The organism is Macromonas nakdongensis (genome assembly GCF_002837145.1).
GTDB lineage: Bacteria > Pseudomonadota > Gammaproteobacteria > Burkholderiales > Burkholderiaceae_C > Macromonas_B > Macromonas_B nakdongensis.
The window spans coordinates 30,001-45,980 of the sequence record NZ_NWMV01000002.1; the positions used below are offsets into that span (position 1 = coordinate 30,001).

The following is a 15,980-nucleotide window of genomic DNA, read 5'->3' on the forward strand; positions in this document are numbered from 1 at the left end:
ACCGCAAACCGACACTGGTGCGCGAGATGAGTATTCTCAGGCGCTTGAGAGAACTCGGGAGAAGGAACTCGGCAAATTGACACCGTAACTTCGGAAGAAGGTGTGCCCTAGTAGCGTGTAGTGAACAACGAAGCGCGAATGGGTTGCAAAAAATAGGTGGCTGCGACTGTTTACTAAAAACACAGCACTCTGCAAACACGAAAGTGGACGTATAGGGTGTGACGCCTGCCCGGTGCCGGAAGATTAATTGATGGGGTGCAAGCTCTTGATCGAAGTCCCGGTAAACGGCGGCCGTAACTATAACGGTCCTAAGGTAGCGAAATTCCTTGTCGGGTAAGTTCCGACCTGCACGAATGGCGTAACGATGGCCACACTGTCTCCTCCCGAGACTCAGCGAAGTTGAAATGTTTGTGATGATGCAATCTCCCCGCGGAAAGACGGAAAGACCCCATGAACCTTTACTGTAGCTTTGTATTGGACTTTGAACGGATCTGTGTAGGATAGGTGGGAGGCTTTGAAGGGCGGATGCTAGTTCGCCTGGAGCCGACGTTGAAATACCACCCTGGTGCGTTTGAGGTTCTAACCTGGCCCCCTGAATCGGGGGTGGGGACAGTGCATGGTAGGCAGTTTGACTGGGGCGGTCTCCTCCCAAAGCGTAACGGAGGAGTTCGAAGGTACGCTAGTTACGGTCGGACATCGTGACGATAGTGCAATGGCATAAGCGTGCTTAACTGCGAGACTGACAAGTCGAGCAGATGCGAAAGCAGGACATAGTGATCCGGTGGTTCTGTATGGAAGGGCCATCGCTCAACGGATAAAAGGTACTCTGGGGATAACAGGCTGATACCGCCCAAGAGTTCATATCGACGGCGGTGTTTGGCACCTCGATGTCGGCTCATCTCATCCTGGGGCTGTAGCCGGTCCCAAGGGTATGGCTGTTCGCCATTTAAAGAGGTACGTGAGCTGGGTTTAAAACGTCGTGAGACAGTTTGGTCCCTATCTTCCGTGGGCGCTGCAGATTTGAGGAAGCCTGCTCCTAGTACGAGAGGACCGGAGTGGACGCACCTCTGGTGTACCGGTTGTCACGCCAGTGGCATCGCCGGGTAGCTATGTGCGGAAGAGATAACCGCTGAAAGCATCTAAGCGGGAAACTCGTTCCAAGATGAGATCTGCCGGGGCCTTGAGCCCCCTGAAGGGTCGTTGAAGACCACGACGTTGATAGGCGAGGTGTGGAAGCGCAGCAATGCGTTAAGCTAACTCGTACTAATTGCCCGTGAGGCTTGACCCTATAACTTTGAGCACCGCGCGTGTTCAAGGCAACAATCGAAGTCTGTCGTATGACGCTCGACCTGAATATGTTGCGACGCAATCAAAAACCATTCGACTCTGTGAATTCGCTGTGCTGACCCCAGGTCAGTGCGGCAACCCGTTATGCCTGACGACCATAGCAAGTTGGTCCCACTCCTTCCCATCCCGAACAGGACAGTGAAACGACTTCGCGCCGATGATAGTGCAGATCCCTGTGTGAAAGTAGGTCATCGTCAGGCTGTTATTTGAGCAATAACCCCGAATTCCGTTGACACGGGTTCGGGGTTTTTTGCTTGTGCTGGCAGAATCGACGGTGATGAATACTCTGCATTACACCCGCGCCCAGGCCTTGCCGGCCTTGTTGTCTGAACGCATCGCTGTCTTGGATGGCGCGATGGGGACCATGATCCAGCGTTTCCAGTTGGACGAGGCGCAATACCGCGGGGCAGGGCTCCCCGATGCTGCCCCGGGCGATGTCCGGTTTGTGGATTGGCCGAGCGATCTCAAGGGCAACAACGAATTGTTGAGCCTGACCCGCCCCGACATCATCCGCAGCATCCACGAGGCCTATCTGGCATCGGGGGCCGATCTGATCGAAACCAACACCTTTGGCGCCACCACGGTGGCCCAAGATGATTATGGTTTGGCGGCTTTTGCCCGCGAAATGAACGTGGCGTCGGCCCGACTGGCGCGCGCGGCCTGCGATCGCTTTGCCACGCCTGAGCGGCCGCGCTACGTGGCCGGCGCCTTGGGCCCCACGCCGAAAACCGCCAGCATCAGCCCTGACGTGAACGATCCGGGGGCGCGCAACGTCACCTTTGATGCCTTGTGCGAGGCCTACCATGAGCAGGTGGCCGGCCTGGTGGAGGGCGGGGCCGATGTGCTGTTGGTGGAAACGATTTTCGACACCTTGAATGCCAAGGCGGCCCTGTTCGCCATTGAACGTTATTTCGATGAAACCGGTGAATGTCTGCCGGTGATCATCAGTGGGACGGTGACCGATGCCTCGGGCCGAATCCTGAGCGGGCAGACGGTGTCGGCTTTCTGGGCCAGTGTGCGTCACGTTCGCCCCCTGGCGGTGGGCCTGAATTGCGCCTTGGGCGCGGCGTTGATGAAGCCATATATCCAGGAGTTGTCTCGGATCGCCGAAGGCACCTTCATCAGTTGCTATCCGAACGCGGGCCTGCCCAATCCGATGAGTGACACGGGCTTTGATGAAACGCCGGCCGATACCTCGCGCCTGCTCCACGAATTTGCCGCAGAAGGCCTGGTGAACATCGTAGGGGGGTGTTGTGGCACAACGCCGGACCACATCGCTGCGATCGGTCGCGCGGTCGGTGGACGGGCGCCACGCGATCGTTTCGCCCGCTATCGGGATTGATGGCGTGGCTGGTCTGGCGGGAGAAAATGCCCAAGGTGATTCGCCCTATACTGTCTGCATGGTGGGCGCTGTGCCTGCTTTTGTTCGATCCTGCCGACCCCGTCTGTGAATTGGGATGACCTGCGTTTGGAGCATGCCGAAGCCTTGCTGAGACTGGCGGGGCATCCCCTGCCCGACCGCCAACGGGATGGCGACGCGGGCTTTGTCCAGGGCTTGTTGGACGGTTTGTGCGAGTTGTCGTCGCGTGATGCCTTGACCGGGGTGGGCAACCGGAGGGCCTTCCTGGGCACGCTGACGCGGGAGTTGGACCGCGTGGCCCGTCTGGGTGAGTCGGTCATGCTCTTGGCGGTTGACATCGACCATTTCAAGCGTGTGAACGACATCCACGGCCACTTGGCTGGGGACATGGTGATCCGCGCGGTCGCGAGGACCTTGCAGGAGTGCGTGCGCCCGATGGACACGGTGGCGCGGATGGGCGGTGAAGAATTCGCGGTGGTCCTGCCCAATTGCGGACACGCCTTCGGTCCGATGGTGGCCGAACGCATCCGTGCGGCCGTGGAAGCCCTGACGATACGCCACCAACATTTGGCCTTGCAGGTGACCGTGAGTTGTGGCGGGGCGTTTGCGCCGGCCTGGGTGCGCAGCTCGGTCGAAGTCTGGCTAGAGCGAGCGGACCGCCAGCTGTATCTGGCCAAGCAGGGCGGACGCAACCGGGTCTGCATCGAGGAAATGGCCGTGAGCGAAGTGAGCCCCGAAGAAAAGGGTTTGTTGTTTGCTTGGGCGCAGCCCGAGGGGCTTATGATCAATCCCGCCGATGCGAACTGAGCGCCACCACCTTTCATGAGCAACACCCCAGACACCTCACGCCCCGCAGCGGCCACTGGCGGGGCCACGTCGCGTCCCGGCAAAGGCAAGGTGATTGCGATCACCAGCGGTAAAGGCGGCGTCGGCAAGACCTTTGTCTCGGCCAATTTGGCCGCGGCCCTGACGCGGCGCGGCCTGAAGGTGCTCGTCCTGGACGCCGACCTTGGCCTGGCCAACCTGGATGTGGTGCTGAACCTGTACCCCAAGCTGACCTTGCACGATGTGTTCACCGGCAAAGCCACGCTGGAGGACGCGATCGTCAAAGCGCCCGGCGGGTTTTCGGTGTTGCTGGCGGGCTCGGGCATGGTCGAGTACTCCCGGCTGACGCCGGAGGTGCGGGAAGACTTTTTGAAATTGATGGCCGATGTGGTGCCGCGCTACGACGTGGTGCTGTTGGACACCGGTGCCGGCATTTCCGATGTGGTGCTGTTCGCCTTGTCGCTCGCGTCGGAGATCGTGTTGGTGGCCACGCCCGAGCCGACCTCCTTGACCGACGCCTACGCCACGATCAAAGTGCTGGCCACGCAACAGCAAAGGCAGCAGGTGCGGATCGTGGTGAACCAGGCGCAGCGACCCGGCGATGGCAAGGCCATCACCGCCCAGCTCCAGGCGGTGCTCAACCGCTTTGTCGGCCAGGCATTGCCCCAGGGCGCTGCGGCACCCAGCGGGGCATCGACCGGCATACGGCTGTTGCACGTGGGCGACATTCCGGTGGACCAGGCCGTGAAGGAGGCCGTCATGCGCCGGCAGTTGCTGTGGGTGCACACACCGGGCTCGCCGGCTGGGCTGGCGGTGGGGCAGATCGCGGGGCGCCTGCTGGAAACCGTGATCCAGCCCGATGCGCGTCCCTGAAGGCGGCGGCGGCGAGCACGGCCTTGCGTGTCCAGTGTGGGGATGCCATGGCTGAGGCCGTCCCAGGGATCGCCGCCCTGCGCGAGCGCTCGCCCCTGGTGGCCCGCTTGCTCGACCGGATGCAGGCCGACGGGGATTTTCCGGCCATGTCGGCCCAGATCGTGCGCGTGCTGAACCTGGCCGGCGGCGAACGCGAAGACCTGAGGCACCTGACCGAAGAGATCCTGAAGGATGTGGCCCTGACCAACAAGTTGTTGCGGGTGGTGAATGCGGCCCGCTTCGCCGGCCATGTCGACGGCATCGGAACGGTGTCGCGGGCGGTGAGCATGATGGGCGTGTCGACGGTGCGCAGCCTGGCCCTGAGCCTGGTGCTGCTGGAGCACATGGAAAACCGGCTCCAAGCCCAGCGCGTGCGGGAGGAATACCTGCGCGCCTTGCTGGCCGCTCACCTGGCGGTCGCCTGGGGGACGCCGGATGTGGACCCGGAAGAGGCCTTCCTGGGGGCGCTGTTCCACGAGCTGGGGCGGATGATCGCGGTGTGCTACTTCCCGACCGAAGTCCAGACCATCGATGCCCGGGCCGGACGGGACCGGGACGCCGTCCGCCGCGAGGCGGTGCGGGTGTTGGGTGCCGATTTTGAGGCCCTGGGGCAGGGGGTTGCCCGTGTGTGGCGCTTGCCCGCACACATCCGCCGGGCCATGGAGCCGGCCGAAGGCACGCCGCCGAGCCGCCGCCCGCACGAGGCGGGTGAACGTTTGCGTTGGTTGTCGGGGGCGGCGCACGCCATGGCCGAGGCGATGCTGGGCCCGACTGCCGATGCGGCCACGCCTGCCTGGGAGCGGGTGTCCCGGCGGTTCTCGGGCGTGCTGGGGGTGGGGCTGGAGGCGATGGCTTTGCGCGCCGAATCGGCACGGCAACGGTGGTCGGAAGCGGCGGAGGCCGCTGGCTTGGGGCGGGTGCATGCGGCCCCGGTCGGGGTGGTCCCGTCTGCGAGCGGGCCACCGCCCCCGGCGCCAGCGGTCGTGCAGGACGGTGATATGAACCCGGCCGCGACCACCCTGGCCCAGGGCTTGGCCGATGTTACGGATGTGTTGCTCGAAGGGGCTCCTCCCAAGGAGTTGGGCCGCATGGCGCTGGAAACCTTGTACCGGGCATTGGGCTACGAGCGTGCGGTGCTGTGCCGCCGGACCGGGCCCTCGGGGCCGTTGCAAGGGTGGATCGGCCTGGGGGCCGATGCCGAGGCGCTGGTGCCGCAATTCCAGGTGTCCTTGGGTGACGGCGACGATGTGCTGGGCGCCATGGTCCGCAGTGGCAAGGACAGTTGCGTGGAGGATGTGCAGCGGGCCGCCTGGAGCGCGCGTTTGCCTGCGTGGCTGCGTTCGGACCGGGTGCGCTGCCTGCTGGTGTTGCCGCTCTGCCGCGAGGGGGTGGTGGTGGGGATGCTGTACGCCGACCGCAGCACGCCCGGTGGCCCGGTCTGGACGGACGAAGACCGGGCCCTGGTGCGCGCCTTGCGCAATCTGATGGTGTATGCGCTGGCCAGTGCCGCGGCCCTGAGAGGCTGATTGGCAAGCGCGGGGCGCAGTGCCACAATGATCCCGTGTCCCAAGCCTGTCAGGAGGACCGCATGTTGTACCGTTTCAAATGCAAGGCCACGGCCGATGTCGTGATGCTGGAACCCAACGGCAAGCAGTTGCTCGAAATTTTGGGAAAAGACCCCAAAGCGCCTGGGGTGCTTCTGGTAGACCGGATGCCGGGGGCCGTGCAGGCCCTGCGCGATGCCGTGTTCGAAGACGAATGCGAATTCGAACGGCTGAAGCAGGAGGCCCTGGCCCGCGGCGAGGATCCGCCGCCGGCAGACCGTGTCAGCCTGCGCACCCGGGTGACCCCCTTCCTGGAGATGCTGCAGCACTGCATGCGCGAGCGCTGCGAGGTGGTGTGGGGGGTGTGAATCGCAGTGCTCAGTCGTAGCGGCGGGCGTCTTCGATGACCTTGCCGTCGTTGGGCAGGCTGCCGGCGGCCACCAGGGTGACTTGCCCGCGCAGCTTGGTCACGTCGCGCACGCTGTCTTCCAGGGCGCGCACCAGGGTGGCGGTGTCGTCGGCCAAGGGCTGCACCGTTTCGACCTGCAAGGCCATGTGGTCGTCGGCCATCTGACCGGTGACCACGAGGCGGGCCTTGAGGGCCTCGGGGTGGCGGCGCAGCACCTCGGCCACCTGCGAGGGGTGGACGAACATGCCCTTGATCTTGGTGGTCTGGTCGGCGCGGCCCAGCCAGCCTTTGATGCGGGTGTTGGTCCGGCCCGTGGGACAGGGGCCCGGGAGCACGGCCGACAGGTCGCCGGTGCCAAAGCGGATCAGCGGGTAGTCGGGGTTGAGCACGGTGACCACCACTTCGCCGACCTCGCCTTCGGCTACCGGATCGCCGGTGCCCGGGCGGACGATTTCCAGGACCACGCCTTCGTCGAGCACCAGGCCTTCGCGCGCCGGGGTTTCGTAGGCGATGAGGCCGGCGTCGGCCGTGGCGTAACACTGGTAGGCGGTGATGCCGCGCTCGCCGAGCCAGTCGCGCAGGGACGGGGGGCAAGCTTCGCCCGAGACCAGGGCCTTGCGCAGGGACAGGGCGATGCCCGTCTGTTCGGCTTTTTCCACGAGGATGCGCAGGAAGCTCGGGGTTCCGGCGTAGGCTTCGGGCTGCAGGTCTTGGATGGCCGCGAGCTGCTGCTCGGTGTTGCCCACCCCGCCCGGGACCACGGTGCAGCCCAGGGCGTGGGCGCCGGCTTCCATGATCCAGGCGCCTGGCGTGAGGTGGTAACTGAAACAGTTGTGCACCAGGTCGCCGGCGGCGAAGCCGGCCGCGGCCATGGCCCGGCCCGAGCGCCAGTAATCGGCGGTGGCGCCTTCGGGTTCGTAGATGGGGCCGGGCGACTGGAACACCCGCCGTGCCCCTGTGCTGCGCAACAGGCGACGCCAGCCGATGGTGGCGAAGCCGCCGAAGGGGTCGCCGCCAGCGGCGCGTGCGGCCTGCTGGCGTTCCAGCAATTCGTGTTTGCGCACCACCGGCAGGCGGGCCAGGGCGTCACGGCTGTTCACGGCGGCGGCGTCCACGCCCGCCAGCAGCTGGGCGTAGGCGGCGCTGTGGCGCTGGGCGTGGGCGATGTGGGCGGGCAGGGCCGCCATCAGGGCGGCTTCGCGCTCGGCGGGCGAGCGGGTTTCGAGGGCGTCAAAGTGTGCGGACATGGTGGCGCAGGTCAAGGGGCAAAGAGGTGGGGAATCAGGCCAGCCAGCGCTTGCGGCGCTTGTAGCTCTTGACGTCTTTGAAGCTCTTGCGCTCGCCGCCGCCCATGCCCAGGTAGAACTCTTTGACGTCCTCGTTGTTGCGCAGGTCTTCGGCGGCACCGTCCATCATGATGCGGCCGCTTTCCATGATGTAGCCGTAGTTGGCGTATTTCAGCGCCATGTTGGTGTTCTGCTCGGCGATCAGGAAGGTGACCTTTTCCTTCTGGTTCAGGTCCTTGACGATCTCGAACACCTCTTCCACGATCTGCGGGGCCAGACCCATGGAGGGTTCGTCGAGCAGCACCACACTGGGGTTGGTCATGAGGGCGCGGCCGATGGCGCACATCTGCTGTTCGCCGCCGGAGGTGTAGGCCGCCTGCGAGGTGCGACGGGTTTTGAGGCGCGGAAAGTAGTTGTAGACCTTCTCCAGGTTGGCGTCGATCTCGGCCTTGCTGGCGCGGGTGTAGGCCCCGGTGAGCAGGTTTTCCTCGATGGTGAGGTGGGCGAAGCAGTGGCGGCCTTCCATCACCTGCACCACGCCGCGCTTGACGAGGTCGGCCGGCGACAGGTTTTCGATGCGCTCGCCGCGCAGTTCGATGGAGCCTTTGGTGACCTCGCCGCGCTCGGCCTTGAGCAGGTTGGAGATGGCGCGCAGCGTGGTGGTCTTGCCGGCGCCGTTGCCGCCCAGGATGGCCGCGATCTGGCCTTCCTGCACCTGCAGGGACACGCCCTTGAGCACCAGGATGACGTGGTTGTAGATGACTTCAATGCCGTTGACGTTGAGGACGGTTTGGGGTGTGCTCATGTGTGGACCTTGTTGCGGGGCGAGAACCAGGCGGCAGCGCTGCGGTGCAACGCTGTCGGCTGGGGACCCGGCATGGGCCGGGTCCGGTGAGGGCCACCGTTCACCCGAAGGTGGCGGTGGCAGGTGCCTCAGGACTGGCAGTCCTGCGGGGTGCGGCGGGTCAGCTTCTTCTCGGCCGCGTAGCGGTCGGCCGCGGCCTTGACCATGGGCTTGAGGATCTGCTCATCGGCCTGGTACCAGTCGCTGGAGAACTGCCACTTGCCACCGTCCCAGGTGTGGACGCGGGCCCAGTTGGCGCCCATGTGGTCCTGGCAGCTGGTGGACAGCGGGCGCATCACGCCCTTGAAACCAAGCCCGTCCAGTTTGGCCTGGGTCAGGTTGAGGTTTTCCAGGCCCCAGCGGACCTGCTCGCCGTTCATGACCTTGCCTTTGCCGAAGCGTTCCTGGGCCGCACGGACGCCTTCGACCGCAAACATGGCGCTCATCAGGCCGCGCATGTACAACACCTGCCCCAGTTCCTCTTTCGGACCGGTGCCCTGGCCTTTGGCGTGCACCTTGTCAGCGATTTCCTTGACCACTGCCGCATTCGGTTCGGCGCCGTGTTGCATGGTCACCGCGTTGTAGCCCTTGGCGCCCATGCCCACGTCCTTGACGTCGGGTTCGGCACCGGCCCACCACACGCCGTAGATCTTCTCGCGCGGGTAGCCGGTGGCCTGGGCCTCTTTCAGGAGGGTGGAGTTCATCACGCCCCAACCCCAGTTGACCACGTAGTCGGGGCGGTCGCGGCGGATCTGCAGCCAAGTGGCTTTTTGTTCCACGCCGGGATGGGTCACGGGCAGCAGGCTCAGCTGGAAGCCGTGCATGGCGGCACGCTCCTGCATCATGGGGATGGCTTCTTTGCCGAACGGGCTGTCGTGGTAGACCAGCGCGATCTTCTTGCCTTTGAGGTTGGCGGCCCCGCCCAGTTTCTTGGCGATGTCCTGCACGATCACGTCGGCGGCGACCCAGTAGGTGCCGGCGAGCGGAAAGTTCCACTTGAACACACCGCCGTCTTGCGATTCGCTGCGGCCATAGCCCGAGGTGATCAGCGGGATCTTGTCGTTGGGGGCTTTTTCGGTCAGGGCGAAGGTGATGCCGGTGGACAACGGCTGGAACATGGTCGCGCCGCCATTCTTGCCCTTCAGGCGCTCGTAGCACTCCACGCCGCGGTCGGTGGCGTAGCCGGTTTCGCATTCTTCAAACGAAATCTTCACGCCGTTGACGCCACCGCGTGCGTTGGTCAGCTTGAGGTAGTCGACAAAGCCGTTGGCCCAGGGCACGCCGTTGGGGGCGTAGGCGCCGGTGCGGTACACCAGCACGGGGAAGAACTGCTCCTTGGCTTGCGCGTGGGCGGTCGGCGCCACCAGGGCACCGCCGAAGGACGTGGCGGTCACGGCGGCGGCGAGGGCGAGGGAACGAAGCTTCATGGTTGTCTCCTATCGACGTGGTTGTTGAAGCGGGGGCGGGAAAATCGAGGTCAGTGCGGGAAGGGCCAGATGCGCAGCTTCTGTTTGCCGATGCTCCACAGCTTGGCCAGGCCGTGCGGCTCGACGATGAGGAACCATACGATCAGGGCGCCGAAGATCATGAATTCGGTGTGCGACACGGCGGCGGTGGACACCGAGAGGCCGACCAGGGCCCCCAGGCCGGGCAGCAACTGGTTCAGGAAGATGGGCAGCACCACGATGAAGGCCGCGCCGAAGAAGCTGCCCATGATGGAGCCCATGCCGCCGATGATGACCATGAACAGCAGCTGGAAGGAGCGGTCGATGCTGAAGGCGGCCGGCTCCCAGGAACCCAGGTGGACGAAGCCCCAGAGGCCGCCGGCCACGCCGATGATGAAGGAGCTGACAGCGAAGGCCGAGAGCTTGGCGTACATCGGGCGGATGCCGATCACGGCGGCGGCCACGTCCATGTCGCGGATGGCCATCCATTCGCGGCCGATGGCGCCGCGCACCAGGTTCTTGGCCAGCACGCCAAACACCACCAGAAAGCCCAGGCAGAACAGGTATTTTTCCACCGGGGTGTCGATGGCCCAGCCCAGGACGTTGAGGTTGGACACCGACACCGAGCCCGAGGCGTTGTTGTTGGTGAACCAGCCGATGCGCAGGAAGGCCCAGTCGCAGAAGAACTGCGCGGCCAGCGTGGCCACGGCCAGGTACAGGCCCTTGACCCGCAGGCTGGGGATGCCGAACACCAGGCCCACCAGCGTGGCGAAGAAGCCGCCGGAGAGCAGCGCCACGATCAGCGGCATTCCGTCGATGCGGATGTAGGTGTTGTAGGCCATGTAGGCGCCCACCGCCATGAAGGCGCCGGAGCCCAGCGAGATCTGGCCGCAGTAACCCACCAGGATGTTCACCCCCAGCGCTGCCATGGACAGGATGAGGAAGGGGATCAGGATGGCGCGAAACAGGTATTCGTCCACCAGGAAGGGGATGCCTACTGCCGCGAAGGCGACGATGGCCAGGATGGCCCATTTGTCCTGCGCGATCGGGAAGATCTGCTGATCGGCGCGGTAGGAGGTCTTGAATTGACCGTTTTCTCTGTAAAACATTCAGTGTCTCCTCACACGCGGTCGATGATTTTTTCGCCGAACAAACCCTGCGGACGGAACAGCAGGAACACCAGGGCCAGCATGTAGGCGAACCAGATTTCGATGCCGCCGCCGACCAGGGGGCCGAGGTAGACCTCGGACAGCTTTTCACCGACGCCGATGATCAGGCCGCCGATGATGGCGCCGGGCACCGAGGTCAGGCCGCCCAGGATGATGACGGGCAGTGCGCGCAGGGCCACGGTGGTGAGCGAGAACTGCACGCCCAGTTTGGAGCCCCAGATCATGCCGGCGACCAGGGCGGTGATGCCGGCCACACACCAAACGATGACCCAGATGCGGTTGAGCGGGATGCCGATGGATTGGGCGGCCTGGTGGTCGTCGGCCACGGCGCGCAGGGCGCGGCCGGTGGTGGTTTTCTGGAAGAACAGGGACAGGGCGGCGACCAGGGCCGCGGCCACCACGGCGGCGATCACGTCCTCCTGGTTGATGAGCACGCCGCCTTCGAACAGCCCGTCCAGAATGAAGATCGGGTCTTTCGGCATGCCGATGTCGATCTGGTAAATGTCGCTGCCGAAGATGGTCTGGCCCAGGCCGTCGAGAAAGTAGGTGATGCCCAGGGTGGCCATCAGCAGGGTCACGCCTTCCTGGTTGACCAGGTGGCGCAGCACCAGACGCTCGATGAACCAGGCGAGCACGAACATCAGGGCCGCGGCCAGAGCGAACGCCACCAGGTTGGCCAGCAGCTTGCTCTCCAGGCCCAGCCATTGCGGCACCCACTCGGAGAAGCGGGCCATGGCCAGGGCGGCGAACAGCACCATGGCGCCCTGGGCGAAGTTGAACACGCCCGAGGCCTTGAAGATGAGCACAAAGCCCAGCGCCACCAGGGAATACAGCATGCCGGCCATCAGGCCGCCAAACAGGGTTTCGAGGAAAAATGCCATGACTCTTGACTCCTCAGTGGCTGGTGCCCAGGTAGGCGCGGATGACTTCTTCGTTGGCGCGCACTTCGTCCGGCGGGCCGTCGCCGATCTTCTTGCCGTAGTCCAGCACCACCACGCGGTCGGAGATGTCCATCACCACGCCCATGTCGTGCTCGATCAGTACGATGGTGGTGCCGAACTCGTCGTTCACGTCGAGGATGAAGCGGCACATGTCCTGCTTCTCTTCCACGTTCATGCCGGCCATGGGCTCGTCCAGCAGCAGCACCTGCGGCTCCATGGCCAGGGCGCGGCCCAGGTCCACGCGCTTTTGCAGGCCATAGGGCAGCTGACCCACGGGGGTCTTGCGGAAGGCCTGGATTTCGAGGAAGTCGATGATGTGCTCGACCTTCTCGCGGTGCAGTTCCTCCTCATGCTGGGCCGGGCCCAGGCGCAGCGCCTGCAGGAACAGGTTGCTCTTGATGCGCAGGTTGCGGCCGGTCATGATGTTGTCGATCACGCTCATGCCCTTGAACAGCGCCAGGTTCTGGAAGGTGCGGGCCACGCCCATTTCCGCCACTTGGCGGCTGTTCATGCCGCGGAAGGTTTGGCCGCGGAAGGTGATCTTGCCTTCCTGCGGCTGGTAAACGCCGTTGATGCAGTTGAGCATCGAGCTTTTGCCGGCGCCGTTGGGGCCGATGATGGCGCGGATCTCGTGTTCCTTCACGTTGAAGGAGATGTCGGTCAGCGCCTTGACGCCGCCGAAGCGCAGGCTGATGTTCTGGACGTCGAGGATGACGTCCCCCACTTTCTTGTGTGCCATGGTGGTGGTGTTTCCTCTGGGTGGGTCAGGCGGCCTGTTTCACGGCCGGGAAGGTCTTGGCGTCGCTCAGGCGGAGCGTGGCGCTGACCTTGCCGGTGCGGCCGTCTTCGAACTTGACCTGGGTTTCGATGTACTGCTCGGTCTTGCCGCCATAGAGGGCGTCGATCAGCACGCTGTACTTGTCGGCGATGAAGCCGCGGCGGACCTTGTTGGTGCGGGTCAGTTCGCCGTCGTCGGCGTCCAGTTCCTTGTGCAGCACCAGGAAGCGGCTGACCTGGCTGCCGGCCAGCAGCGCGTCGCGGCTGAGGTCGGCGTTGACCTTCTCCACGCACTCGCGGATCAGTTCGTACACCTCGGGCTTCTGCGCCAGGTCGGTGTAGCCGGCGTAGGGCAGATTGCGGCGCTCGGCCCAGTTGCCGACGGCGTCGAAGTCGATGTTGACCATGACGCAGACCTGGTCGCGCTGGTCGCCATAGGCCACCACCTCCTTGATGTGCGAGAAGAACTTGAGCTTGTTCTCCACGTACTTGGGCGCGAACATGGCGCCGTCGTTGGCGCCGCCCTTGATGCGGCCCACGTCTTTCACGCGGTCGATGATTTTGAGGTGGCCGGAGGCGTCGAGGAAGCCGGCGTCGCTGGTGTGGTACCAGCCGTCGGCGGTCAGCACCTCTTCGGTGGCCTTGGGGTTCTTGTAATACTCTTTCAGCAGGCCGGGCGACTTGACCAGGATCTCGCCGTTGTCGGCCAGCTTGATTTCCACCCCTTCGCAGGGCACGCCCACGGTGTCGGCCTTGGCTTCGTGGTCGGGCTGCAGGCAGACGAACACGGCGGTTTCGGTCGAGCCGTAGAGCTGCTTGAGGTTGATGCCGATGGAACGGTAAAAGCTGAACAGGTCGGGGCCGATGGCTTCACCCGCGGTGTAGGCCACCCGCACACGGCTCAGGCCCAGGGTGTTGCGCAGCGGGCCGTAGACCAGCAGGTTGCCCAGGGCGTAGCTCAGCCGGGCGCCCAGGCCCACGCTTTTGCCGTCCATCAGGGCGGGGCCGACCTGGCGCGCCACGTCCATGAAGTGGTGGAACAGCTTGCGTTTCAGGGCACCGGCGTCTTCCATGCGGATCATCACGCTGGTGAGCAGGCCCTCGAACACCCGTGGCGGGGCGAAGTAGTAGGTCGGACCGATCTCTTTCAGGTCGATGGTCACGGTGCTGCCGGATTCGGGGCAGTTCACCACGTAGCCGCAGGCCAGCCACTGGGCATAGCTGAAGATGTTCTGGCCGATCCAGGCCGGCGGCAGGTAGGCCAGCACCTCGTCGGCTGGGCCCAGCTTGTCGAACTTGGCGCCGACCTCGGCGCGGTTGAGCAGGGAAAAGTGGGTGTGCACCACGCCCTTGGGGTTGCCGGTGGTGCCGGAGGTGAAGAACATGGCGGCCACATCGTCGGGCTGCGCCAGGTCGACCTGCTCCTGGAAAAAGTCCGGGTGTTCTTCGGTGAACACGCGTCCGGCGGCGACCACTTCCTGCAGGCCGGCCAGTCCGGGTTCGTCGTAGTTGCGCAGGCCGCGCGGGTCGTCGAACAGGATGTGTGTCAGCTGCGGGCACTGCTCGCGGATTTCGAGCATCTTGTCCACCTGCTCCTGGTCTTCCACCACGGCGAAGCGCACCTCGGCGTTGTTGATGGGGAAGACGCATTCGGGCGCAACCGCGTCCTGGTACAGCGGCACGGGGATGGCGCCCAGCGACTGGGCCGCCAGCATGGTGGCGTAGAGGTTGGGGCGGTTGGCGCCGATGACCACCAGGTGTTCCCCCCGGCGCAGGCCCAGCTGGTGCAGGCCGCCGGCGATGTGCTGGACCAGGGCGGCCATGCCGCGCCAGTCGGTGGTTTGCCAGATGCCGTATTCCTTCTCCCGCATGGCGGGGGCCTGGGGCCGTTGGGTGGCGTGCTGCAGCAGCAGCCGCGGGAAGGTGGTTCTCATGGGGTCTCCTCTGCCTGGGGGCGGTGGCCACGGCCGGACGGCGGTGACGCACCTTCAACTGGGTCGGACTGTACGCCCGAACTTTGACGCCATGTTGTCATTGCGACGACAATCTCGGGTTCACCCCATCTAGGACTTTCCCTAGGGTCGCGGGGCGGCAGGGGGTTTTGCTTCACCATTTCTGCATGACCACGAAGACGGGCTTGCGCGAACGCGCCCGGGCCTTGACGCCCGAGGAGATGGCAGAAATTCCCTGGATGGGCTTGCTCACACCGGCCGAGCAGGCGCACGCCCAGGCGGCCCTGGTGGTGTCGCGGGTGGACCCGGGCGACCACATCTGCCGCGTGGGGCGGCCGGTGACGTATTGGTTCGGCCTGGTCGATGGCCTGCTGAAAATGAGCAACGACGACAGCCGGGGCCCGCTGATCACCTTCACCGGCATCGCCCCGGGGGGCTGGTTTGGCGAGGGCACGGTGCTCAAGCGCGAAACCTACCGCTACAACGTGCTGGCGCTGCGCAAAAGCCTGGTGGCCGGGCTGCCGGTGGACACCTTCCACTGGTTGCTGGACAACTCCATCGGCTTCAACCGCTTCGTCATGCGGCAGTTGAACGAGCGCCTGGGGCAGTTCATCGCCGCGCGCGAGATCGACCGCATCACCGACCCCGACGTGCGCGTGGCGCGCAGCGTGGCCAACCTGTTCCACCCAGGGCTGTTCCCGGGGGTGGGGCAGGTGCTGCGCATCACCCAGCAGGAACTGGCCTATTTGGTCGGGTTGTCGCGCCAGCGGGTGAACGAGGCACTGGCTTCGCTCCAGCACGCCGGGGTGATTGCGGTGGAGTATGGCGGCCTGCGCGTGCTCGACCTGGACGCCTTGCAAAGCACCGGTCTGCCGCTGCGCCCGTGATGGGGCGGTGGTGCGACAATTTGCGCTTGTCCGCCCCACCCGAATGAGATGAGCAAAACCCTGTCCTTGCCACCCCGTGCACCCGCAAAACCGGCCGGCCGTTCGGAGCGTGCCCAGGGGCAGCTGCGGCCGACCCGCCCGCCCGTGCCGACCGAGCCTGGGCGGCGCAGCCCGGCGGCCTCGACCCCTTTGTCGCCCAAGCCGCGGCGTGCGGTGCCGTCCGGCGGCACCGCTGCAGCGGCGGGTGCGCCGGCCGTGGGCGTGCGCCTCAACAAGCGCTTG

Annotated in this window: 13 protein-coding genes, 2 rRNA genes and 1 pseudogene (1 of these 16 running past the window's edge); 9 read left to right on the forward strand and 7 right to left on the reverse strand. The window is 64.9% G+C overall.

Translation table 11 applies throughout. The annotated features are described in order from the left end of the window. The 7 genes from CON77_RS00230 to CON77_RS00260 all read left to right on the forward strand — a co-directional run. A 23S ribosomal RNA gene (locus tag CON77_RS00230) occupies positions 1–1,288 on the forward strand (it extends 1,590 nt beyond the left edge of the window). Positions 1,289–1,434: 146 nt separating this feature from the next. Then, positions 1,435–1,547: ribosomal RNA gene (gene rrf / locus CON77_RS00235) — 5S ribosomal RNA — on the forward strand. A gap of 77 nt (positions 1,548–1,624) precedes the next feature. Continuing rightward, entirely contained in the window at positions 1,625–2,689 is a 1,065-nt protein-coding gene (locus CON77_RS00240; protein ID WP_101046649.1) for a homocysteine S-methyltransferase family protein, read from the forward strand. 105 nt (positions 2,690–2,794) lie between these two features. Next, entirely contained in the window at positions 2,795–3,514 is a 720-nt protein-coding gene (locus CON77_RS00245; RefSeq protein WP_232788345.1) for a GGDEF domain-containing protein, read from the forward strand. Positions 3,515–3,529: 15 nt separating this feature from the next. After that, positions 3,530–4,405 carry a MinD/ParA family protein gene (locus CON77_RS00250; RefSeq protein WP_101046653.1) on the forward strand — a complete coding sequence of 292 codons (876 nt, stop codon included), beginning with the start codon at positions 3,530–3,532 and terminating at the stop codon, positions 4,403–4,405. 47 nt (positions 4,406–4,452) lie between these two features. Continuing rightward, positions 4,453–5,970, forward strand: coding sequence for an HDOD domain-containing protein (locus CON77_RS00255; protein WP_101046655.1), 1,518 nt, complete (start codon positions 4,453–4,455; stop codon positions 5,968–5,970). Between the two features lie 62 nt (positions 5,971–6,032). Beyond that, entirely contained in the window at positions 6,033–6,356 is a 324-nt protein-coding gene (locus CON77_RS00260) for a DUF1840 domain-containing protein (RefSeq protein WP_101046657.1), read from the forward strand. Positions 6,357–6,366: 10 nt separating this feature from the next. Here the strand turns inward: CON77_RS00260 and CON77_RS00265 are convergent, their stop codons facing one another. From CON77_RS00265 to CON77_RS00295, 7 genes are all read right to left on the reverse strand, one after another. Then, a complete protein-coding gene (locus CON77_RS00265) occupies positions 6,367–7,644 on the reverse strand; it encodes a phenylacetate--CoA ligase family protein (RefSeq protein WP_101046673.1) in 1,278 nt (425 codons plus the stop codon). A 34-nt stretch (positions 7,645–7,678) separates the two neighbouring features. Next, positions 7,679–8,488: an ABC transporter ATP-binding protein gene (locus tag CON77_RS00270; protein ID WP_101046659.1), complete on the reverse strand. Its 810-nt coding sequence runs from the start codon at positions 8,486–8,488 to the stop codon at positions 7,679–7,681. Between the two features lie 128 nt (positions 8,489–8,616). After that, positions 8,617–9,954: an ABC transporter substrate-binding protein gene (locus CON77_RS00275; protein WP_101046661.1), complete on the reverse strand. Its 1,338-nt coding sequence runs from the start codon at positions 9,952–9,954 to the stop codon at positions 8,617–8,619. 50 nt (positions 9,955–10,004) lie between these two features. Beyond that, positions 10,005–11,081, reverse strand: a complete 1,077-nt coding sequence (locus CON77_RS00280) for a branched-chain amino acid ABC transporter permease (RefSeq protein WP_101046663.1) — start codon at positions 11,079–11,081, stop codon at positions 10,005–10,007. A gap of 11 nt (positions 11,082–11,092) precedes the next feature. Then, on the reverse strand, positions 11,093–12,022 hold the full coding sequence (locus CON77_RS00285) for a branched-chain amino acid ABC transporter permease (protein WP_101046665.1): 930 nt from the start codon (positions 12,020–12,022) through the stop codon (positions 11,093–11,095). Between the two features lie 13 nt (positions 12,023–12,035). Continuing rightward, a complete protein-coding gene (locus CON77_RS00290; RefSeq protein WP_101046667.1) occupies positions 12,036–12,821 on the reverse strand; it encodes an ABC transporter ATP-binding protein in 786 nt (261 codons plus the stop codon). A 25-nt stretch (positions 12,822–12,846) separates the two neighbouring features. Next, a complete protein-coding gene (locus CON77_RS00295; RefSeq protein WP_101046669.1) occupies positions 12,847–14,793 on the reverse strand; it encodes an AMP-dependent synthetase/ligase in 1,947 nt (648 codons plus the stop codon). 185 nt (positions 14,794–14,978) lie between these two features. Between CON77_RS00295 and CON77_RS00300 the strand changes: the two genes are divergently transcribed. Together CON77_RS00300 and CON77_RS15430 are read left to right on the forward strand one after the other, a co-directional pair. Further along, positions 14,979–15,698, forward strand: coding sequence for a Crp/Fnr family transcriptional regulator (locus CON77_RS00300; protein ID WP_101046671.1), 720 nt, complete (start codon positions 14,979–14,981; stop codon positions 15,696–15,698). 48 nt (positions 15,699–15,746) lie between these two features. Next, positions 15,747–15,980: pseudogene (locus CON77_RS15430) on the forward strand (hypothetical protein); the annotation flags it as partial.